Origin of the sequence: Streptomyces sp. NBC_00457 (assembly GCF_036014015.1) — a bacterium.
Taxonomy (GTDB): domain Bacteria; phylum Actinomycetota; class Actinomycetes; order Streptomycetales; family Streptomycetaceae; genus Streptomyces.
This window is the reverse complement of record NZ_CP107905.1, coordinates 8,456,551-8,476,128: the sequence shown is the minus strand read 5'-3', so window position 1 is coordinate 8,476,128 and position 19,578 is coordinate 8,456,551. Positions and strand designations below refer to the sequence as shown.

At 71.0% G+C, this 19,578-nt stretch carries 18 protein-coding genes and 1 pseudogene; 7 read left to right on the top strand and 12 right to left on the bottom strand.

The features are described from left to right. The first annotated feature begins 75 nt into the window (after positions 1 to 75). Positions 76 to 1,395, top strand: a complete 1,320-nt coding sequence (locus tag OG828_RS38780; RefSeq protein ID WP_328503810.1) for a serine-threonine protein kinase — start codon at positions 76 to 78, stop codon at positions 1,393 to 1,395. Between the two features lie 33 nt (positions 1,396 to 1,428). Here the strand turns inward: OG828_RS38780 and OG828_RS38775 are convergent, their stop codons facing one another. After that, the gene (locus OG828_RS38775) at positions 1,429 to 4,224 is read right to left on the bottom strand and encodes a penicillin acylase family protein (RefSeq protein ID WP_328503809.1); all 2,796 of its coding nucleotides are present in this window, start codon (positions 4,222 to 4,224) and stop codon (positions 1,429 to 1,431) included. Positions 4,225 to 4,423: 199 nt separating this feature from the next. Here OG828_RS38775 and OG828_RS38770 point away from each other — a divergent pair, with 199 nt between their 5' ends. After that, positions 4,424 to 5,032 (top strand): hypothetical protein, encoded by a 609-nt coding sequence (locus tag OG828_RS38770; RefSeq protein ID WP_210574757.1) that lies wholly within the window; start codon positions 4,424 to 4,426, stop codon positions 5,030 to 5,032. A 111-nt stretch (positions 5,033 to 5,143) separates the two neighbouring features. Continuing rightward, positions 5,144 to 5,871: pseudogene (locus OG828_RS38765) on the top strand (3-keto-5-aminohexanoate cleavage protein). A 362-nt stretch (positions 5,872 to 6,233) separates the two neighbouring features. Here OG828_RS38765 and soxR read toward each other — a convergent pair. Beyond that, positions 6,234 to 6,707, bottom strand: a complete 474-nt coding sequence (gene soxR / locus OG828_RS38760; protein WP_328503808.1) for a redox-sensitive transcriptional activator SoxR — start codon at positions 6,705 to 6,707, stop codon at positions 6,234 to 6,236. 138 nt (positions 6,708 to 6,845) lie between these two features. Between soxR and OG828_RS38755 the strand changes: the two genes are divergently transcribed. After that, the gene (locus tag OG828_RS38755; RefSeq protein ID WP_328503807.1) at positions 6,846 to 7,307 is read left to right on the top strand and encodes a MaoC family dehydratase; all 462 of its coding nucleotides are present in this window, start codon (positions 6,846 to 6,848) and stop codon (positions 7,305 to 7,307) included. A 25-nt stretch (positions 7,308 to 7,332) separates the two neighbouring features. Here OG828_RS38755 and OG828_RS38750 read toward each other — a convergent pair whose 3' ends face one another. The 3 genes from OG828_RS38750 to OG828_RS38740 form a co-directional block, all read right to left on the bottom strand. Next, complete coding sequence (locus OG828_RS38750) at positions 7,333 to 7,956, bottom strand: TetR/AcrR family transcriptional regulator (RefSeq protein WP_328441422.1); 624 nt, start codon at positions 7,954 to 7,956, stop codon at positions 7,333 to 7,335. A 73-nt stretch (positions 7,957 to 8,029) separates the two neighbouring features. Beyond that, positions 8,030 to 8,275 carry a YiaA/YiaB family inner membrane protein gene (locus OG828_RS38745; protein ID WP_210574749.1) on the bottom strand — a complete coding sequence of 82 codons (246 nt, stop codon included), beginning with the start codon at positions 8,273 to 8,275 and terminating at the stop codon, positions 8,030 to 8,032. A gap of 70 nt (positions 8,276 to 8,345) precedes the next feature. Next, entirely contained in the window at positions 8,346 to 9,497 is a 1,152-nt protein-coding gene (locus tag OG828_RS38740) for an acyl-CoA dehydrogenase family protein (RefSeq protein WP_328503806.1), read from the bottom strand. 91 nt (positions 9,498 to 9,588) lie between these two features. Here OG828_RS38740 and OG828_RS38735 point away from each other — a divergent pair, with 91 nt between their 5' ends. The 3 genes from OG828_RS38735 to OG828_RS38725 all read left to right on the top strand — a co-directional run bounded on the left by OG828_RS38735 (position 9,589) and on the right by OG828_RS38725 (position 12,223). Further along, complete coding sequence (locus OG828_RS38735; RefSeq protein WP_328503805.1) at positions 9,589 to 10,230, top strand: TetR/AcrR family transcriptional regulator; 642 nt, start codon at positions 9,589 to 9,591, stop codon at positions 10,228 to 10,230. Positions 10,231 to 10,360: 130 nt separating this feature from the next. Next, positions 10,361 to 11,071: an ArsR/SmtB family transcription factor gene (locus tag OG828_RS38730; protein WP_328503804.1), complete on the top strand. Its 711-nt coding sequence runs from the start codon at positions 10,361 to 10,363 to the stop codon at positions 11,069 to 11,071. Positions 11,072 to 11,275: 204 nt separating this feature from the next. Then, a complete protein-coding gene (locus OG828_RS38725; protein ID WP_443062467.1) occupies positions 11,276 to 12,223 on the top strand; it encodes a DMT family transporter in 948 nt (315 codons plus the stop codon). Here the strand turns inward: OG828_RS38725 and OG828_RS38720 are convergent. The 7 genes from OG828_RS38720 to OG828_RS38690 form a co-directional block, all read right to left on the bottom strand. Beyond that, positions 12,215 to 13,537, bottom strand: a complete 1,323-nt coding sequence (locus OG828_RS38720) for an MFS transporter (protein WP_328503803.1) — start codon at positions 13,535 to 13,537, stop codon at positions 12,215 to 12,217. The genes OG828_RS38725 and OG828_RS38720 overlap by 9 nt on opposite strands. A gap of 125 nt (positions 13,538 to 13,662) precedes the next feature. Then, positions 13,663 to 14,745 (bottom strand): Zn-dependent alcohol dehydrogenase, encoded by a 1,083-nt coding sequence (locus tag OG828_RS38715; protein ID WP_328503802.1) that lies wholly within the window; start codon positions 14,743 to 14,745, stop codon positions 13,663 to 13,665. 11 nt (positions 14,746 to 14,756) lie between these two features. After that, positions 14,757 to 16,145, bottom strand: coding sequence for an aldehyde dehydrogenase family protein (locus OG828_RS38710; RefSeq protein ID WP_328503801.1), 1,389 nt, complete (start codon positions 16,143 to 16,145; stop codon positions 14,757 to 14,759). Between the two features lie 92 nt (positions 16,146 to 16,237). After that, the gene (locus OG828_RS38705; RefSeq protein ID WP_328441413.1) at positions 16,238 to 16,690 is read right to left on the bottom strand and encodes a DUF3574 domain-containing protein; all 453 of its coding nucleotides are present in this window, start codon (positions 16,688 to 16,690) and stop codon (positions 16,238 to 16,240) included. Positions 16,691 to 16,709: 19 nt separating this feature from the next. Continuing rightward, positions 16,710 to 18,047 carry an ABC transporter ATP-binding protein gene (locus OG828_RS38700; RefSeq protein WP_328367492.1) on the bottom strand — a complete coding sequence of 446 codons (1,338 nt, stop codon included), beginning with the start codon at positions 18,045 to 18,047 and terminating at the stop codon, positions 16,710 to 16,712. Between the two features lie 121 nt (positions 18,048 to 18,168). Then, positions 18,169 to 18,888, bottom strand: a complete 720-nt coding sequence (locus OG828_RS38695; protein WP_328503800.1) for a class F sortase — start codon at positions 18,886 to 18,888, stop codon at positions 18,169 to 18,171. Next, a complete protein-coding gene (locus OG828_RS38690; protein WP_328367487.1) occupies positions 18,875 to 19,501 on the bottom strand; it encodes a hypothetical protein in 627 nt (208 codons plus the stop codon). Before OG828_RS38690 ends, OG828_RS38695 begins: the two co-directional genes overlap by 14 nt. Positions 19,502 to 19,578 lie beyond the last annotated feature (77 nt).

Sequence of the window (19,578 nt, the reverse complement as noted above, 5' to 3'; positions counted from 1 at the left end):
GCCGTCTGGCCAACCCCGCCCCGCCGCAGGACGATGCCACGCATCACGTGACATCGGGGGACAAGGGGGCCCGGCATGACGGATCCGGAGATGAGTGTGACTCCCTACTGGGAGCTGACGTTCGACGCGGACGGCGACGTGAACGGCAAGCAGCGGGACCGGCTGCTCGCCGGTGTCGCGGACCGGAAGGTCGGGGACCTGATCGTCTTCGCGCACGGCTGGAACAACGACCGCTCGATCGCGACCCGGCTCTACAGCCGCTTCTTCGCACCGTTCCCCCAGCTCGCGCCCAAGGCCAGGCTCGGGTACGCGGGTGTGCTGTGGCCGTCGATGCGGTTCTCCGACGAGCCGATCCCCGACTTCCCACGGTCGGTGGCGGCCGAGACGTCCCAGCAGCCCGCGCTCGACAAGGACAGCCGGCACTCGCTGCTGGAGACCTTTCCCGGCCGGGCGACCGTGATCGACCAGATCGCGCGCATGCTGGACCAGCAGCCGCGTGAGGAGGCCGAGTTGGAGGAGTTCGGCCGGCTGGTACGGCTGCTGGTGGAGGTCGTACCGCCGGGGCCGCAGGCGCTGTTCGCGGCGGACACGCTGGCGGAGGGGGTGCCGCAGAGCGAGCCGCGGATGTTCTCCGGGTCCGCGGCGACGGCCTGCGAGGAGTTCGCTCAGGCGCTGGCCGGTCTCGAGTCGCCGGGCGGCACGGCTTCCTTTTCCCTGCCCAACCCCTGGAAGGGTGCCCAGGAACTACTGCGGCAGGCGACGTACTACGCGATGAAGCGGCGCGCGGGAACCGTCGGGGAGCGTGGGCTGGGCCGGGTCGTCGGGCAGTTGGCCAAGGCCGTACCGCACGCGCGCGTGCATCTCGTCGGGCACAGCTTCGGCGGACGGCTGGTGTCGTTCGCGCTGCGCGGGCTGCCCGAGGGGGTGCGCACGGTGAAGTCGGTGACGCTGCTCCAAGGAGCCTTCTCGCACTACGCGTTCGCCAACAGGCTCCCGCACGACCCGCGCGCGGGAGGGGTGCTCGAGGGCCAGCAGAACCGCATCGACGGCCCTCTGGTGTGCTGCCACTCCCACCACGACGCGGCCCTCGGCACGATGTACCCGCTGGCCTCACGCATGGCGGACGACGATCGGACGGTGCTCGGCCTCGACGTCGACCGGATGCTCGGCGACAAGTGGGGGGCGATAGGGCACAAGGGAATGCAGGCGGTGCCGGGCACGCGCGCGTTGAAGCTCGCCGACGCTCTGAAGAAGGGCCAGCTGCCCGCGTCGGGGTGTGTGAACGTCGACGCGGCCGCTGTGGTCAAACGCGGCGGCCCACCAGCCGGCGCGCACAGCGACATCGCGCACCGGGAGCTGGCGCAGGTGGTGCTGGCGGCGGGCCGTATCGCCTGACCCGCCGCCCATGGACTCACCGATGTCCTGAACTCACCGATGTGACGTGAACTCGACCACCTGCTGGTACGTCGGCCGGTTCTGCCAGCTGATGTTGGGGTGCTTGATGCCGCCCAGCGTGCGCTGGTTGATCGAGTCGGCGCACCACTGGTTGCCGGCGGCGCACACGTCGTCGCCGGGATAGACCTGGGCCGGGGTCTTGCCGGCCGCCTCCTTCAGCGTGCTGATCAGGGTGTCCCGGCAGGCGCTGAGGCTGCCGCCGCCGCAGTACTTCCGCCCGAGCGGACCCTGCACGGTCTCACCGAGCACCGCCCGGATGTCCTTGTCGACATAGCTCCACCAGCCGTACTGGAAGGCGCTTCCGGCATGGGCGCCGGTCGGGCCGTGTGCGGCCGAGGGGGTCTCGTCGATCGGCAGGTTGGCGGTGATGGCGTCGTACAACTCGCTGCCGAGGCCGGGTTCGAACTCGGCCTTCACCAGCAGGGGCCACCACGCGTCCAGGATGCGGATCGCGTCGGCATGGGCGTACGTCTTCGAACCGGCCGACGTCTCCGTGCGCTTGGCACCCGCCGTCACCCACGCGGACAGCTTGTCCACCGCCGCCTTGGCCGTGGCGTCGGTCACCGCCGAGCTGTTGACGACCTTGAGCAGATCCGGCAGCACGTCCTCCGCCCGCAGATCGGCGAGCCCGGCGTCGGCCATCGCCTTCGTCAGCGAGGCCCGGGTGACGCCACCGGCGGCGACCAGCTTCTTCACCCGGTCCTCCAGCAGATTGCCGCGGTGCACGGACCCGACGCCCCAGGGCGCGGTCGTGTAGTCCTTGGCCTGCTTGTTGTTCCAGGAGATGTAGTAGTCCTGGTCGATGGAGTTCGGGTGCGCGGACGCGGGCGTGTAGTCGGCGGTGTTCGTCGCCGGGTTCCAGTTCTTCCACTCGTACGCCGGCCGCGCCCACACCGGGAACTCGGCGTCGACGCCGGTGGCCCGCACCGGGTTGTCGCCGCTGTTGTAGTACGCGGTGTGCTCGGAGTCGGCGTAGAACCAGTTGAACGTGTAGTTGATGTGCTGCACCGCGCGCTGGAAGGTCTGCGGGCTGTCGACGTAGCCCGGGTCGTTGAGCATCTGGAAGCCGATGATCGAGTCGGCCTCGTGCAGGAAGGACGAGCGCAGGGTGGTGTAGGCGACCTTCTTGCCGTCGACGGTGGCGCGGTACTGGACGGGTCCGTACTTGGTGCGCCAGACCCGCATCGTGTACGAGCCCGCCGCCGTGCCGTCGGCGGTGGTCGGCTTCCAGGCGTTCTTCTGCTCGACCTTCTCCATCGCCGTACAGGTGCCGCGGTACAGGTAGTGGTAGTCGTCCTGGCACAGTTCGACGGCGTAGCTGTCGATGATGTCCTGGCCGGAGGTCGTGGCACTCCACGCGTAGTCCTGGCCGCGGCCCAGTTCGACGTACATGCTCAGCCCCGCGAAGGAGGCGCCGCGGGCGCTGAGACCGGGGCCCTGGATCTCCTGGAGCATCAGCAACTGGGGCGCGAAGTAGCCGGTCTGCGGCCCGAACACGGCGACCGGGTGGCCGCTGGCGGTGTGCTCGCCGCTGACCACCAGGGCGTTGGACATACCGCGCTTGGCGGAGGAGAGCGCCGCGTCGGTCGCGGTGCTCGACGTGCCGGCGGCGCTCGACGTCGAGGCGCTGCCCGTACGGTCGTAGACCAGCTGTTCCTCGGCCACCGAACCGGCGTCGGGCATCGCGGCGCCCTGCGGGTCGTCGGGCTTCGAGGCGTACGGGAAGCTGCCGTCGTGGAGGGTGAGCACGGCCTCGGGGTCGTTGCGCTCGCGGAAGGACTCCCAGACCTTGGTGCCCTCGGCGACGCCGTACTTCTCCTGCGCGGCGAGCAGGGAGAGCGCGTTGTTGACCTCGCCGCCGCCTCCGGAGCCGAACAGGGCGCCGATGACGGAGGCCAGCGCGACCAGGTCGGTGAGCTTGAAGTGCTGGATCGTGCCGGCGTTGGTGATGGAGTCCTTGTGGCCGGTCAGGACGTACTCGCCGGGGAAATAGCGGCCTTTGTCGGAGGCGTCGATGTAGGCGTTGATGCCGGCGATGTATGCCTTGACGTCGGCGAGGGCCTGCTGGCCGCGTTCGCCGTTGCTGGCGACGGCGTTGTCGATCTGCGCCTGGAGGTCGGCCTCGGTGTAGGGCGCGGTGCGCCAGAACTGCTGCTCCAGGCCCTGGTTGGAGGGGGCGCCGCCCGCGAAGGGGGTCAGCTGGCCGCGTCCGACATGGCGGAAGACGTCCATCAGCCACAGCCGGTCCTCGGCTGCCGCATAGCCGGCTCCGAACTCCGTGCCGTATCGAGTGGTACCGGTGATGTGCGGCACACCCGTCTTCTTGTCGCGGACGATCGTCACATCGCTGCGGCCGGCTGGCTTGACGGTGGAGGCGACTTGATCGGCGGGGACCCCGAACGACGCGTCGTTGAAGAACGAGTTGATCGTGGAGTTGGTGAGGCCGGAATAGCCGCTGGCCAGGTTGGCGTAGGGGCCGAGCTGGTCCTCGGCGTGCGCGGGCTGGGTGCCGAAGGCCTGGTTCAGGATGATCTGGGCGAGGGTGGCGTTGCCGTTCTGGCCGGCCGGGAGGATGTCGGAGCACTGGCTGCCGCAGTGGTCGGTGACCGCCGCCGCGTCGATCTCCGCGGTCCCGGCCGCCGCCGCTTGGGAAAGCGGGGACAAAAGGCCGGCAATCAGGACGCATACGGAAGCCGACTTCAGGAACCCGGGGAATCTACGGGGAGTTCTCAGTCTGTCGAGTGCGGTACGTGGGGTGCGCCGTGCCATGTGCAGCTCCTACCGACGGGGGTGGGCCCGGACGTTACCGCCGGTATCCCCGCGATGGAAGGTGAACATGCGTCAACTTCTGGAGGTCATGAAAAAGGATGGAGCCGAATCGCGTGTCGATACGTCTATTCGACAACGTCCGAACGACGACGCCGAAGTAACCGAAGTACAGGTGCAGGTGTGACGGAGGTGCAGGGCGATGGCCGGTTTCCGGAGTCTGGCGAGACAGGTGCGAGATCCACGGTGCGATCTGGCGCTTCGGCGCTATTCGCTCCGCAAGTGCCTTGAGCGGTTCGCTCCGTACGGGCACAGGGCGACCTGGGACCATTTGTGCTCCCGGGCAGGGTTCGGTCCCGAGGACCGTTCGCCCGATCCAGCGCGGCTCGTGGCCGCGTTGGACGAGCTGGAAGAGGCGCGTTCGGTGTGGCTGGCCTACGAGGTCGGGTTCGCCGAGCGGCGCAAGAAGGAAAAGCACGACGGACTGCGCAGGCCGGGCAGCGTTGATGACTGGCACCGGCTGACCTGGGGCGGATTCGGAGTCGCCTGGTGCGACGATCCGCGGGTCCACCCGCGAGAGCCCCTGGCCGAGGTACTGCGCCGACTGATCTCCGCCCTGGAACGCGAACCGGGGTCCGACTGCCCGGTGTGCGGCGGAGCGCGTCTGATCTGGAAGTACAACCTGGCCCATGAACCCTCGTCGGGCCCGGTATGCACGGACTGCGGCATCGTGGTGCCACGTCCGGTGCTGACGCCGGAGGCGCTGGCCGCGGCCAGGCGCGGACGGCTGCTGGTGTCCGCGTCCGCATAGGTACGGCGGGGGTGCGCCGGGGATGCCGCACCCCCGATTGAACGCGGTGAGTTGCGGTGCCGGGATGCGGTGCCGGAGGGCGTTGTCAGTGGTGGCTGGCACCATCTAGGCATGGTGCAGGTGTGTCTCAACGGGGCCCGGGGGCCGCCGACGGTGCCGGGGTGCCGCTGTCGCCGGAGGCGATGGCCGAGTCGGCCGCGCTCGCCGTCGCGGCCGGTGCGACGGACGTCCATGTTCATCCCAAGACGCCTTGCGGGCAGGATTCCTTGTCGCCGCGGGTGGTTGCGGCGACGCTCGATGCGATACGGGCTCGGGTGTCGGTGCCCGTCGGGGTGACCACCGGTGCGTGGGCCGAGCCTGATCCGGTGGCCCGGCTGGAGCGCGTGCGTGGGTGGACGGTGCTGCCCGATCACGCCTCGGTCAACTGGCATGAGCCGGGCGCCGAGGAGATCGCCGCCGTGCTGATCGAGCGTGGAGTTGGCGTGGAGGCGGGGATCTGGTCCGGGACGGACGGGGCGAGTCGCTTCGCGCGCTCGCCACTGCGGGGTCAGGTCCTGCGGGTGCTGGCGGAGGTGACGGATCCGTCGCCGGACACGGCCGAGGAGAGCGCGCGGGCGCTGTTGGCCGACCTGGGTTCTGCGCATGACCGGCCGGTGTTGCTCCATGGGGAGGACACGGGTGCGTGGCCTGTGCTGCGGCTGGCGGGGCGGTTGGGGCTGGCGACGCGGATCGGGATGGAGGACACGGTTGTCCTGCCGGACGGGGGGCGGGCTGGGTCCAATGCGGAGTTGGTGGTGGCGGGGGTTCGGGAGTATGGGGGCGGGTGGGCGTACCAGTGACCGTGGGCTGAATGGCCCCCGGGGTGAGGGCTGGGCGGGGGTGGGTCACGCAGCCCGGCGCTGACGGGGCGCCGCCTGCGCCCACCCGTGCCGCCCCAGGCGGCACGCATGCCCGCAGCTGAGCGGGACGGGGGCCTGCAGCTTGGGTGGCGGGGCGGGAGCCTGCAGCTTGGGTGGCGGGGCGGCAGCCCGCAGCTTGGGTGGCGGGGCGGCAGCCCGCAGCTTGGGTGGCGGGGCGGCAGCCCGCAGCTTGGGTGGCGGGGCGGCAGCCCGCAGCCCGCCGAGGGCGCCGCCCCAGGCCCCACGCTTGGCGAGGCTGCGGCCCCGCGCCAGCCTGCCCGCGGCTTGGCCGCCGTGCGCCGTTACTCGTCGTTCCTGTCGCGTCGTTCCACCAGTAGGCGGGAGCCCGTGCGGTGTTCGCCGAAGATGTCGTCGGGGTTGGAGAGGACGCAGGTGTCGAGGGAGAGGCAGCCGCAGCCGATGCAGTCGGTCAAGTGGTCGCGGAGGCGGTTGAGTTGCTTGATGCGTTCGTCGAGTTCGGAGCGCCAGGTCTCGGAGAGGTGGGCCCAGTCGTCCTTGGTGGGGGTGCGTTCCTCGGGGAGTTCGGCCAGGGCCTCGCGAATGGTGGCCAGGGGAATGCCGACGCGCTGGGCGGCACGGACGAAGGCGACTCGGCGGAGGGTGTCGCGGGTGTAGCGGCGCTGGTTGCCGGAGGTGCGGCGGCTGGTGATCAGGCCCTTGGACTCGTAGAAGTGCAGGGCGGACACCGCGGCGCCGCTGCGGGCGGCGAGTTGGCCGACCGTGAGCTCGTGGACCTTCTCGTGAATCTGGGGCACCCCTCGAAGATTACCCATCGAAGACCCGCCGCGGCGCCCGGCGTCCGGAGAGCTCCTGTGCGTTGACACGGGGACCGCCACCTACCATGCTAAGCAGTTGCTTAGGCAGGTCACATTGCGACGCGAGAGGGCCGGGACATGGCAGAGCCGAGGATCTTCACGTCCGCCGACGAACTGAAGGCGGCGGTGGGCGAGCAGCTGGGGTACACCGACTGGCTGGAGATCGACCAGAAGCGGATCGACCTGTTCGCGGAGGCCACGGGCGACCACCAGTGGATCCACGTCGACCCGGAGAAGGCGGCGGCCGGGCCCTTCGGGACCACCATCGCCCACGGGTATCTCACACTGTCGCTGCTTCCGCTCTTCGGGCCTCAGCTCATCAAGGTCGAGGGCGTGAAGATGGGCGTCAACTACGGGACGAACAAGGTCCGTTTCCCCGCACCGGTGCCGGTCGGATCGCGTCTGCGCGCCACCGCCACGATCAGCGGCGTCGACGAGGTGGCCGGGGGCGTGCAGGTGACCGTCGCCTTCAGCGTGGAGCGCGAGGACGGCGACAAGCCGGTGTGCGTCGCCGAGTCGGTGTCCCGCTACTACCTCTGACCCCAGGGCCCGTCCGCGCGGGGAGCTACTTCGCCCCCACCATCCGCAGCACGAGGTCGGCATAGAGCGCGCCGACCTCGTCCGGGGTCCACGGACCGTCGATGCTGAACCAGCGGGCGACGTCGATGCAGAGCGAGAGCACCGCGAGCGTGGTGCCCTTCACATCGAGGACGTCGAAGTCGCCCGCGGCCACACCGTCCTCGATGATCCCGCGCACCTCGGCGTCGCACTGCCGGCGCAGCGCGACGATCTCCGCGCGGGCCTCGGGGCCGAGCGAGTCGAGTTCGTACTGCACGACCCGCGCGGTGGTGCGCCCCCCGGCGTGCCAGCGCACGAAGGAACTCACGGCATCGGCGAGCCGCTCCGCCGGGCTGCCCTGGCGCTGCGCCGCCGTACGCAGGATGTCGATCGCCTTCTCATGGCCGATCCGGCTGATGCGGTGGAGCAGCTCTTCCTTGGTCTTGTAGTGGATGTAGAGCGCGGCCGGGCTCATACCGGCGCGGCCGGCGATGTCACGGGTCGTGGTGGCGTGGTAGCCGCGCTCGGCGAAGGCCTCCACGGCGGCGATCAGCAGCCGCCGGGCCGCGTCCGGCGTGACCTCGCCCCACGCCTGCGGTTCGCCGCCGGCCGTCTCCTGCGCCGCACTCATCGCTCGTTCGCCCCTCTCACCGACAAGGCCACCACCATACCGCTCAAGGTGAGCGAGCGCTTAGCGTGCCCGCTCAGAGCTTTTCGAACGGGTGGTACGCGCGGTTCTCCGCCTCCTGCCGGTCCCTGATCACCTTGGCGAGGGTGAACGCGGAGGTGACGAGGTACAGGACGGCGATCGCCAGGAACGCCCGCACCCAGACATCGGCCTCCAGCTTGAAGATGCCGATCGCCGTGGCGGCCATGGCGACGACGAAGGAGGCGACCGCCTGCCCGTAGAAGGCGGCCGTGTTCTGCTGCTTGCCCGCTGTGTCACTCATGGGGACAAGGGTCGGCGGATGTGGGGCGCACCACATCCGCCGAGGTACTCAGAGACGTACGGAGTCGTACTCAGAAAGCCGAAACCCCCGTCAACGCCCGCCCGATCACCAGCTTCTGGATCTGGCTGGTGCCCTCGTAGAGGGTCATCACGCGGGCGTCGCGCAGCAGCTTGCCCGCCGGGTACTCGTCGATGTAGCCGTAGCCGCCGAAGACCTGGACGGCGTTGTTGGCGGCGCGGACGGCGGCCTCCGAGGCGAACAGCTTGGCCTTGGAGGACTCGGTGGCGAAGGGCAGGCCACGGTCGACGAGGTCGGCGACGCGCCAGGTCAGCAGCCGGGCGGCATCGACGTCGACCGCTATGTCACTGATCAGTTCCTGTACGAGCTGATGGTGCGCGATGGTCCTGCCGAACTGCTCCCGCTCGGTCGCATACCGCACCGCCGCGTCCAGCGCGGCCTGCGCGATGCCGACGCAGCCCGCGGCCACCGACATCCGCCCCTTCGCCAACGCCGACATGGCGACCGCGAAGCCCTTGCCCTCGGGCGCGAGCACCGCGGAGGCGGGGACGCGGACGTCCTCGAGGACGAGTTCGGCGGTGGCCTGGCCGCGCAGGCCGAGCTTGCCGTGGATGGTGCGGCGGGTAAGGCCGGGTGTGGCGGTCGGTACGAGGAACGCGGAGACGCCCTTGTGGCCGGGCGCGTCCGTGGAGCGGGCGAAGAGCAGGACGACGTCGGCCCAAGTGCCGTTCGTGATGAACATCTTGGTGCCGTTGATGACGTAGTCGTCACCGTCCCGGACGGCGCGTGTGGCGAGGTTGCCGGCGTCGGAGCCGGTGCCCGGCTCGGTGAGGCCGAAGCAGCCGACGTACGCGCCGGAGGTCAGCCCCGGCAGCCAGCGGCGCTTCTGCTCCTCGCTCCCCCAGGCGGCGATGGTCTTGGCCACCAGGCCGAGGGAGACCGACACGATGCCGCGCACGGAGGAGTCACCGCGGCCGAGTTCCTCCGTCACCAGGCAGTACGCGAGATGGTCGCCGCCGCTGCCGCCGTACTCCTCGTCGATCGTCAGCCCCAGGAAGCCGACCTCGGCGAGCTTCTTCACGATGGCCCGGTCGACGTCTTCCGCGCGGTCCCAGGCGACGACGTGCGGGGTGATCTCGCGGTCCACGAAGTCCCGGGCGAGCTGCCGGACGGCGGTCTGCTCCTCGCTGAGCTCCAGGTTCATGCCGAAGTCACCCCTAAGTCGGCCCTACTTGAAAGACGTACATTTAAATTAGCACTGCTAGTTTCCGGCTCGCAGCCCTACTATGTGCGCCATGGCCCGACCGCGCAAGCCCCTCCTCAGCACCGACCGGATCGTCGACGCTGCACGGGCGCTCGTGGACGCGGAGGGTCTCGCGGCGGTCTCGACACGCCGGCTCGCCGCCGAGCTGGGCGTGAGCGGGCCCTCGCTCTACAACCACTTCCGGACCAAGGACGAGATCCTGGAGGCGGTCGCCGACTCGGTGAGCGCCCAGGTCGATCTGTCGATGTTCGAGGACGACCGGGACTGGCGGACCGCCCTGCACGACTGGGCCGTCTCCTACCGGGCCGCCCTGCGCGACCACCCGAACATCGTCCCGGTCCTGGCCCAGGGCCCCGGCCGCCGCCCCGCCGGACTGCGCCTCGCCGACGCCGTCTACGGCGCGATGGTCGAGGCCGGCTGGCCCCCCGCGCAGGCCACCTCGATCGGCGCGCTGATGCGGTACTTCATCATGGGCTCCGCACTCGGCTCGTTCGCCGGGGGCTTCGTGGACGACGCGAGCGCGTACGACCCCGCGGACTATCCCCACCTCGGGCAGGCGCACCTTCTCGCCGACCAGCAGGAGAAGATCGACGAGCGGGCCTTCGAGACCGGGCTGACGGCACTGCTGGACGGGTTGGTGCAGCAGTACGAGCAGTTCAAGCACACGACCTGAGCGACAGCGCCCCGATAGGGGCGCGGGGAACTGCGCGACCAGCCACAACGGACCCGCAGCCGACGCACGCCCCCAGCAGAGCGCCACCGTTCGGTCCAGGCCGAAGTTTCAGTGGCCCATCCTGGAACACATGACCGCCAAGGACGCCCGAGCCCCCGAACTGGCCCGGCTAGCCGGGCTCGTCGCCGACGAGACGCGGGCCGTGTGTCTGCTCGCACTGCTCGACGGGCGGGCGTGGACCGCCGGTGAGCTGGCCCGGCACGCGGGTGTCGCCGCGTCGACGCTGAGCGGGCACCTGGGCAGGCTCGTCGCGGGCGGGCTGCTCGCGGAGGAGCGGCAGGGGCGCCATCGGTACGTCCGTCTCGCCGATCCGCAGGTCGCGCAGCTGCTGGAGGACCTGGCCGCGCAGGTCGCACCGGATGCGGCAGCGCGCCCGCGCTCCCTCCGGGAGTCGACCGCCGGGTCCGCGATGGCCCGCGGCCGCACCTGCTACGACCACTTCGCCGGGCGGCTCGGCATCACGCTCACCGACGCGCTGACCGAGCGCGGACTGCTGAGCCAGGACACCGGGTTCGCGCTCACGGAGGCGGGGCTGCGGTGGTTCGACTCGGTCGGCATCGGGCTCGAGCGCAAGGGACGGCGTCCGCTGGCCCGTGGGTGCCTCGACTGGACGGAGCGGCGTTCCCATCTTGCGGGCGTGGCGGGGGCGGCGTTGTGCCGTCATGCGTTGGACGCCGGCTGGTGTGTGCGGATCGGGTCCGAGCGGGCCGTGACAGTGACTCCGTCGGGGGAGCGGGTGCTGGGGGAGCTGTTGGGTATCTCGGCGGGGGCGTTGCGGTGAGGGGAGCTTCTGTTGTGTGCCGGGTGCGGGTGTGTGGGGGCTGGTCGCGCAGTTCCCCGCGCCCCTAGCGGGGCGCTGCAGTCCCCCGTGTGAACCAGGTGCCGAACGAGCGGTCGCCCCACCCCGCATGCCACCCCTGACCTGCCCATCTCACCGTCCGAAATTCGCGAGCCTCCCCCATCCTCCCCACCTAGCCTCTGGAGCATGATGAACCCCTCCCCCGCCCGCCGCACCGATCTCCTCGCCGCCGGAGCCGCCACCGTCACCGTCGTCCTCTGGGCCTCCGCCTTCGTGTCCATCCGCAGTGCCGGTGAGTCGTACTCGCCGGGTGCGCTGGCGCTCGGGCGGTTGCTGGCGGGAGCCCTGACGCTGGGGATCTTCTGTCTCGTTCGGCGGGAGGGCTGGCCGCCGCGGGCGGCGTGGCCCGGGATCGCTATATCGGGGGTGTTGTGGTTCGGGTTCTACATGGTCGCGCTCAACTGGGGCGAGCAGCAGGTGGATGCGGGGACGGCCGCCCTGGTGGTGAACATCGGGCCGATCCTGGTGGCGCTGCTCGCCGCGCGGCTGCTCGGTGATGCGATGCCGCCGCGGCTGCTGGCGGGCATGGCGGTGTCGTTCGCGGGTGCGGTGGCCGTGGGGGTGTCGATGTCGGGCGGAGACGGATCGTCGGTGCTCGGTGTGGTGCTGTGTCTGCTGGCCGCTGTCGGTTACGCGGGCGGGGTCGTGGCGCAGAAGCCCGCGCTCGGGCATGCCAGTGTGCTCCAGGTGACGACGTTCGGGTGTCTGGTCGGGGCGGTGGCCTGTCTGCCGTTCGCCGGGCAGCTGGTGTCGGACGCGGCGGACGCACCGCTGTCGGCGACGCTCAACATGGTCTATCTCGGCGTGTTCCCGACCGCGCTGGCCTTCACGACGTGGGCCTACGCGCTGTCCCGTACGACGGCCAGCAAGATGGGAGCGACGACGTACGCCGTTCCCGCACTGGTCGTCCTGATGTCGTGGCTGGCGCTCGGCGAGGTGCCGAAGCTGCTCACGCTCGCGGGCGGGGCGCTGTGTCTGGCCGGGGTGGCGGTGTCGCGGTCGCGCGCACGGGCTGCGACGCCGGAGGCGGTGCCGCCGGCGTCGCAGCCCGAGCGGGCCTCGGAATCAACGTGAACGCGCCCTGTCCGCAAGGACCTTGATGGACAGCAGGGCGATGACGGAGAGCCCGATGATGTAGGCGGACACCGCCATCGACGTGCCGGTGGCCTCCAGGAGCAGCACCATCACGAAGGGGGCGAGTCCGCCGCCGCACACGGCCGCGATCTGGTAGCCCAGGGAGGCGCCGGTGTAACGCATCTCGGCCGTGAACAGCTCGGCGAACAGCGCGGCCTGGGGGCCGTACATGATGCTGAGGAAGCAGCTGGCGACGAAGGTGCCGACGGCCAGCCACAGCAGCGAACCCGTGTCGATCAGCAGGAACAGCGGTACGGCCCACAGCGCGATGCCGGCCGCGCCGAACGCGTAGACCCGGATGCGGCCGACGCGGTCGGACAGGGCGGCGGACGCGGGGATGAGGATCAGCTGGGTGAGGCTGACGCAGAGAGAGACCGTGAGGACCGCGCTGCGTTTCATGTCGAGTTCGCGGGTCGTGTAGTCGAGGACGCCGGTGATGAGGATGTAGAAGGTCGCGGTGTTCACGGCGAAGGAGCCGCCGGCGAGGAGGACCGTGCCGAGGTGGTTGCGGAGGATCGTGCGCAGCGGGGAGGTCTGCTCCGACTTCCCCTTCTCGCTCAACTCCCGTTCTGCCGCCCGGAATTCGGGGGTCTCCTCGACGCGGGTGTGGATGTACCAGGCGAGCGCGAGCACGAACAGGCCGATCAGGAACGGGATGCGCCAGCCCCAGGCGGCGAACGCCGACTCGGAGGTGAAGGCGCCGGCCAGCAGGAAGACGGTGTTGGCGGTCACCACGCCGATGGGGACGCCGAGTTGGACGACGCTGCCGTAGACACCGCGCTTGCCCTCGGGGGCGTACTCGGTGGCCAGCAGCATCGCACCGCCCCACTGCGCGCCGACGGCGACGCCCTGGGCGACGCGGAGCAGGACCAGGAGGATCGGGGCGGCGACGCCGATCGTCTCGTACGTCGGGAGCAGGCCGATGCCGGTGGTGGCGACGCCCATCAGCGTGAGCGCGAGGACCAGCATGGGTTTGCGGCCTCGCTTGTCGCCGAGCTGGCCCGCGACGATGCCGCCGAGGGGACGGGCGAGGAAGCCGACGGCGAAGGTGGCGAAGGAGGCGAGTACTCCGGCGGTGGAGTTGCCGGCGGGGAAGTACAGGTCGCCGAGGACGAGGGCGGCGGCGATGCCGAAGACGAAGTAGTCGTACCACTCGACGGCCGAGGCGAGCGCTGCCGCGGTGGCTACGCGGCGGCGGTTGACCGTGGGGACGGTGGTCGTGGGGAGCGGGTGGGCGGAGGGGGCCATGTCCATGCGTGCACACTCCGGTGGGTGCTGGGGACGTTGGCGGCGAACGTACTGACCGGACGGTATGCCGTCAACGGTTGTGCGCGAAGGTTGCCCGGAGCACCCAGGGGGGCTCCGGGCTCACCGCTGCCTCAGAACACCACCAGCGCCCGTCCGCCCTTCCCCGCCAGCATGTTCTCGAACGCCGCCGGAATCCCGTCCAGCGCGATCCGCTCCGTCACCAGCGCCCCCAGGTCCAGGCGGCCCGCGCGGACGTGCTCGGCGAGGACCGGGAGGTCCTTCACGGGGTCCGAGTTGCCGTAGACGCAGCCCGACAGGGTGCGGCCCCAGTGGAAGATCTCCAGGGCGTTGAAGGTGACCTGCTGGTCCTTGCCGCCGATGCCCACGACCGTGGTGCGTCCGCCGCGGCGGGTGGAGTCCCAGGCCGTGCGGATGGTGGTCGCGCGGCCCACGCACTCGACGGCGACGTCGACGCCCTGCTTGCCGGTGAGGGCGCGGATCTCGCGGGCCGTGGTGTCGGAGGCGACGACGTAGTCCGTGGCACCCGCGGCCCGCGCCAACTCCTCCTTCTCCAGGGAGACATCGACCGCGACGATCTTCGAAGCGCCCGCGATACGGGCCGCCTGAAGTGCCGCGAGCCCCACTCCCCCGACGCCGTACACCGCCACCGTCTCCCCCGGCTGGACACGTGCCGAGTGGTGGACGGCACCGTAGCCGGTGAGGACCGCGCAGCCGAGGAGGGCCGCGTCGGTGAGCGGGATGCCCTCGGGGAGCGGGAGGGCGCAGGACGCGGAGACGACCGTCTCCTCGGCGAACGCGGCCACGTTCAGGCCGGGGTGGAGGTCGGTGCCGTCGGATGTGCGCCGGGCGTGGACGTCGGCGGCGCCGTTCAGCGCGTTGGCGCACAGCCAGACCTCACCGAGCGAGCAGGCGTGGCAACTTCCGCAGGACGGGGCCCAGTTGAGGACGACGTGGTCGCCGGGGGCGAGGTGGGTGACCCCCTCGCCCACGGCGACGACCGTCCCGGCGCCTTCGTGGCCGAGGACGGCCGGGACCGGTACCCGCATGGTGCCGTTGGACAGGGACAGGTCGGAGTGGCAGACGCCGGCGGCGGCCAGGCGGACGCGGATGCGGTCCGGGCCGGGGTCGGGCAGGTCGATGTCGGTGATCTCCAGCGGGGAGCCGATGGCGGGAAGGACGGCGGCGCGAACCATGTGCGGGCTCCTCAGAACTGCAGGGACTTGGTCTGGAGGTACTCGGCCAGGCCGTGCGCACCGAGTTCGCGGCCCACACCTGACTGCTTGTAACCGCCGAAGGGGGCACGGGGGTTGAAGCGTCCGCCGTTGATGTCGACCTGCCCGGTGTCCATGCGGCGCGCGAAGGCCGCCGCCTCCGACGCGTCGCCCGCCCACACGGCGCCGGCGAGCCCGTAGACCGTGCCGTTGGCGATCCGCAGCGCGTCGTCCTCGTCCTCGTACCGGATGATCGACAGGACCGGCCCGAAGATCTCCTCCTGGGCGATCGTCATGTCGGGGGTGACATCGGCGAAGACCGTGGGCGCGATGAAGTAGCCCTGCTCGTACGGGGGTTCCGCGCCGCCCGCGACGATCCGCGCGCCTTCCGCGACGCCCTTCTCGATGTAACCGCGCACCCGCGCCTGCTGCTTGGCGCTCACGACGGGGCCGATGCGCTCGCCGTACTTGGCGGCGGCGGTGGCGGCCAGCTCCACCGCCTCGTCGTACTGCTCCCGGTGCACCAGCATCCGCGTCCACGCGCTGCATGTCTGGCCGGAGTTGGACATGACGTTGGCGACGCCGACGTTGACGGCCTTGGCGAGGTCGGCGCTCGGGAGGATGACGTTGGCGGACTTGCCGCCCAGCTCCAGGGCGACCTTCTTGACGGCCGCGCCCGCGGTCGCGCCGATCTGCCGTCCGACGGCCGTGGAGCCGGTGAACGAGACCAGGTCGACGCCCGGGTGCTCGGCGAGCGCCTGGCCCGCGACCGGGCCGAGGCCGGTGACGAGGTTGAAGACGCCGGCGGGGACCCCGGCCTCGTGGACCGCCTCGGCGAAGAGCTGGGCGACGAGCGGGGTGTCCTCGGCGGGCTTCAGCACGACCGTGCAGCCCGCCGCCAGCGCCGGGGCTACCTTGGCGACGATCTGGTGGAGCGGGTAGTTCCAGGGCGTGATCGCGCCGACCACGCCGATCGGCTCATGGAAGACGGTCGAGTTGCCGACCTTCTCCTCGAAGGCGTACGTCGCCGCCAGCTCGGCGTACGAGCCCGCGACCGCGATCGGGACGGCCGCGTGGACGTTCTCGGAGAACTTCAGCGGCGAGCCGAGCTCGGCCGTGACCGTCTCGGCGATCTCGTCCTTGCGGGCCACGAGGACGTCCCGGAGGGCGGTCAGGCGTGCGGCCCGTTCGGCGGGCGGGGTCGCGGCCCAGCCCGGGAGGGCGGCGCGGGCGGCCCGTACGGCGGTGTCGACGTCCTCGGCGCCGCCGGCCGGAACCCGGCCGATGACCTCCTCGTCGGCCGGGTTCACGACCTCGATCGCGTCGTGACCGGCGGCGGGGCGCCAGGCGCCGTCGATGTACATGCCGTCGTGTGCCTTCATCGTGCTTCCTCCCGGGCGGGACCATGTGCTCCGAGCACCAAACTAGCGATGTTAGTTTTTGCTCGCCAGGGGGGCCTGAGCTTACGGACCGGTCAGAAGTCGACCTGGGCCCGGTCGTCGACCCGGCCCACCGACTCCTGGCCGAAGGCCTTCTCGTAGTCCCGGCGGATCTCCTCGATCTTCCGGTCGCTCGGGCCCGCCTCCGCCACCGGATACAGCAGGATCAGCTCGTACGACCGCTCCTTCTCGATCGCGCCGCTCATGTCCTTCCACTGCCCGCGCCCGCTCTGCACGGTCAGCCCGTTCGGGAAGCCGGGGGTGACCTCCTTGTCGATGAAGGCCATGAACTGCTTGTCGGTGACGGCCGGGCCGCCGTCCGGGCGCGCGGTGCCGAAGAAGAGCTGGGTCTCGATGTACGGCTCTCCGCGCGGCGGTGCGGCGGAGGTCCCGTCGTCGAAGGTGGCGTAGGCGGTCGGAGCGCCGACGGCGAGCAGCAGTCCGGCCACGGCGAACGCGGCCTGGGTACGGGTGAGTTGGAGATTCATGCACCCATCGTCGCGAGGCTCACTCGTCCAAGTCCGGCAAACGCGCCGGAGCCGGGCAGATCCGCTCGCCGTGCTGGTCGAAGACGAACAGGTGGGCGATGTCGACGAGGAGAGGGACCTGCATTCCGTGCCGGAGTTCGATGTCCGGGGTGGTGCGGACGATGAGGTCGCCGGGGAGCCGGCCCTCGGGCGGCGCCGGTTCGGGGGCCGCGTCCGCCGGGTGGTCCAGGACCACCACCGGTCCCGCGCGCCGCGCGCCCGCGCGCTCGCGGATGCGGTCCAGGACCGTACCGCCCTCGCGGCGCCGGCGCCGGACCGGGCGGGCCGGGCGCGGGGCCTCCAGATCGGGTACGACGGCCGGGTGGGAGCCGGTGTTGAAGTGGACGAGGACCTCGTGGCCCTGGAACTCGACATGCTCGACCAGGCCGGTGAGCACGGCCTCACCGGGCCGTGCGGACGCCGGTTTGGCGATGCGTATCGCCTCCGAGCGCAGGCCGACGATGACCTCCCGGCCCTGCTGGACACGGAGCAACTGGTGGTCCAGGGACAGGGGTTCGGGCAGCCGCAGATACTGCTTGCCGAGGCTGATGGTCATCGCGCCGTCGAGCGGGGCGCGCACCAGGCCGCGCAGCAGGTTGATGCGCGGGATGCCGATGAAGGCGGCGACGAAGACGTTGCGGGGCAGCGCGTAGACCGAGCGCGGGGTGCCGACCTGCTGGAGGCGGCCGCCGCGCAGGACGGCGACCCGGTCGCCGAGCGACATGGCCTCGGCCTGGTCGTGGGTGACGTACACCGTGGTGACGCCCAACTCGCGGGTGAGGGCGGATATTTCGGCCCGTAGGTGGTTGCGGAGCTTGGCGTCCAGGTTGGACAGCGGTTCGTCCATCAGGAACGCGGAGGGGTGCCGGGCGATGGCGCGGCCCATGGCGACGCGCTGGCGTTCGCCGCCGGAGAGCTGGCCGGGGAAGCGGTCGAGCAGGTCCTCGATGCCCAGCATGCGGGCGGTGGCGTCCACGCGCGGGCGGGGGTCCGCGCCGGGCGCCTCGATGCGCAGCGGGAAGCCGATGTTGTCGCGGCTGGTCATGCTCGGATACAGCGCGAAGTTCTGGAAGACCATCGCCATGTTCCGCCCGTACGGCAGCAGATCGTTGGCGTACTCGCCGTCGAGCAGCAACTCGCCCTCGGTGATCTCCTCCAGCCCCGCGATCATTCTGAGCACGGTGGACTTCCCGCACCCGGACGGCCCGAGCAGCACCAGGAACTCACCGGGCTCGATGTCCAGCGACAGCCGGTCCACCACACGGACACCACGGTCGTACACCTTGCTCACATCGTGCAGAGAGATGGCGCGTGTCATGACAGGTGCCCCCGAGGGCTCACTCGTGCGCTGGTTCCGCGGTCGATATGCCCCGCTCGGGTCGAACGGGGCTGTGGGTCACGGAAGTTAACGGAATGTGCGCGGTCGGGGAAGAGGTTGGTCACTTTGTGGCGGTCAGGTGGGCGAAGACCACCACGTTGCTGGTGTAGCCCGAGCGCCGGCTGAAGAGGCCACCGCAGGTGATCACGCGGAGTTCCGGGCGCTTGGCCGGGCCGTAGACCTCCTTGTCGGGGAAGTCCGCCTTGTCGAAGACCTTGACCCGGTCCACGGTGTAGACGGCGGTACGGCCGTCCGCGCGCCGCGCCTCGATCGGCTTGCCGGGCTTCACCTCGGCCAGCCCGGCGAAGACGGCGCGGCCGGTTCTGGTGTCGCGGTGGCCGACGGCGATCGCGGTGCCGGGCTCGCCGGGCGTGGGGCCGCCCTCGTACCAGCCGACGAGCTTGGGTTTGTCGATCGGGGGCGTCTCCAGTTCCCGGTCCGGGTCGAGCCCGAGGCCCATGACCGGGGCGTCGATACCGAGGGACGGGATGCGGAGGGTCGTCGGCCGGGACCGGGGCAGCGGGCGGAGTGGGGGCGCGGGTGTGGGTGTGGGTGTGGTACGGCGTTCGGCGCGGACGGGGGGAGCGGAGGGTGTGGGGCGGGACGGGGCGGGGGCCGCCACGGGGGCCGGGCCGTCGGCTCCCTCCGGCGCCACCGGCATGTCCGGCCTCTCGCACCGCACCCCCACCATGACCAGGACGGCCGCGAGCAGGGCCGTCCTGGTCAGGCGGTAGGCGCGCGTCCGGTGCCAGGGCCTGCGTCTGCGCCTACGCGGCACCATGGGGCCGGCGGCGGTTCATCCGGAAGTACATGGTGCCGCCGAGGGCGACCACGGCCGCCGCGCCGGTCACCGGCGCGAACGCGGCGGCGCTGTCGACGAGACCGCCGCCGCCCGCGTGCACACCGCCCCGCGGGCCGCGGTGGTCGCCCGGCCCCCAGGCCGCGTCGGCGCGGTGGTTGTCCTCGATGCGGTTGCGGTCGCGGCAGTTGACGCGGAAGACCTTCTCCTTGGGGGCGCCCAGCACGATCCAGGTGATCTTGTACTGCCCGTCCGCGAGCCTCAGCTGGTCGGTGTGACCGGCACCCCCGCCGAGCTGGATGGTGCCGGCGACGGTGGCGGCGGAGGGCAGCGGAGGCTGCGGCGTGATGGTGTAGGCGATGGCGGGGAGGACGTCGAAGTTGACGGCGTCGAGATAGAACCTGCAGACCACCGGCTCGTCTCTCGAGTCCCCGAAGGGCACGCCCGCGCTGTGGATCCTGATGTCGCCGTTCTCCCCTTGGGCCGACGCCGTCGGCGCCGCCACCCATGACGCGCCCGCCGCGGTGAGGGCGGTGAGGACGACAGTGGCGCCCGCGCGGCGGCGGAAGGTACGTGTGGGTGTCTGGGTGGGCATGCGCGCTCCTCCGATTCAGACGATTTTCATACAAATCGTTCTTTCGCCTGACTCTCCGTTACGCGCACCACGACGCG

Bases quoted from the DNA above. Each gene is read 5' to 3' on its own strand.
- OG828_RS38780 (WP_328503810.1), top strand. From the start codon at position 76: ATGACGGATCCGGAGATGAGTGTGACTCCCTACTGGGAGCTGACGTTC.
- OG828_RS38775 (WP_328503809.1), bottom strand. From the start codon at position 4,224: ATGGCACGGCGCACCCCACGTACCGCACTCGACAGACTGAGAACTCCC.
- OG828_RS38770 (WP_210574757.1), top strand. From the start codon at position 4,424: ATGGCCGGTTTCCGGAGTCTGGCGAGACAGGTGCGAGATCCACGGTGC.
- OG828_RS38755 (WP_328503807.1), top strand. From the start codon at position 6,846: ATGGCAGAGCCGAGGATCTTCACGTCCGCCGACGAACTGAAGGCGGCG.
- OG828_RS38750 (WP_328441422.1), bottom strand. From the start codon at position 7,956: ATGAGTGCGGCGCAGGAGACGGCCGGCGGCGAACCGCAGGCGTGGGGC.
- OG828_RS38745 (WP_210574749.1), bottom strand. From the start codon at position 8,275: ATGAGTGACACAGCGGGCAAGCAGCAGAACACGGCCGCCTTCTACGGG.
- OG828_RS38740 (WP_328503806.1), bottom strand. From the start codon at position 9,497: ATGAACCTGGAGCTCAGCGAGGAGCAGACCGCCGTCCGGCAGCTCGCC.
- OG828_RS38735 (WP_328503805.1), top strand. From the start codon at position 9,589: ATGGCCCGACCGCGCAAGCCCCTCCTCAGCACCGACCGGATCGTCGAC.
- OG828_RS38730 (WP_328503804.1), top strand. From the start codon at position 10,361: ATGACCGCCAAGGACGCCCGAGCCCCCGAACTGGCCCGGCTAGCCGGG.
- OG828_RS38725 (WP_443062467.1), top strand. From the start codon at position 11,276: ATGATGAACCCCTCCCCCGCCCGCCGCACCGATCTCCTCGCCGCCGGA.
- OG828_RS38720 (WP_328503803.1), bottom strand. From the start codon at position 13,537: ATGGACATGGCCCCCTCCGCCCACCCGCTCCCCACGACCACCGTCCCC.
- OG828_RS38715 (WP_328503802.1), bottom strand. From the start codon at position 14,745: ATGGTTCGCGCCGCCGTCCTTCCCGCCATCGGCTCCCCGCTGGAGATC.
- OG828_RS38710 (WP_328503801.1), bottom strand. From the start codon at position 16,145: ATGAAGGCACACGACGGCATGTACATCGACGGCGCCTGGCGCCCCGCC.
- OG828_RS38705 (WP_328441413.1), bottom strand. From the start codon at position 16,690: ATGAATCTCCAACTCACCCGTACCCAGGCCGCGTTCGCCGTGGCCGGA.
- OG828_RS38700 (WP_328367492.1), bottom strand. From the start codon at position 18,047: ATGACACGCGCCATCTCTCTGCACGATGTGAGCAAGGTGTACGACCGT.
- OG828_RS38695 (WP_328503800.1), bottom strand. From the start codon at position 18,888: ATGGTGCCGCGTAGGCGCAGACGCAGGCCCTGGCACCGGACGCGCGCC.
- OG828_RS38690 (WP_328367487.1), bottom strand. From the start codon at position 19,501: ATGCCCACCCAGACACCCACACGTACCTTCCGCCGCCGCGCGGGCGCC.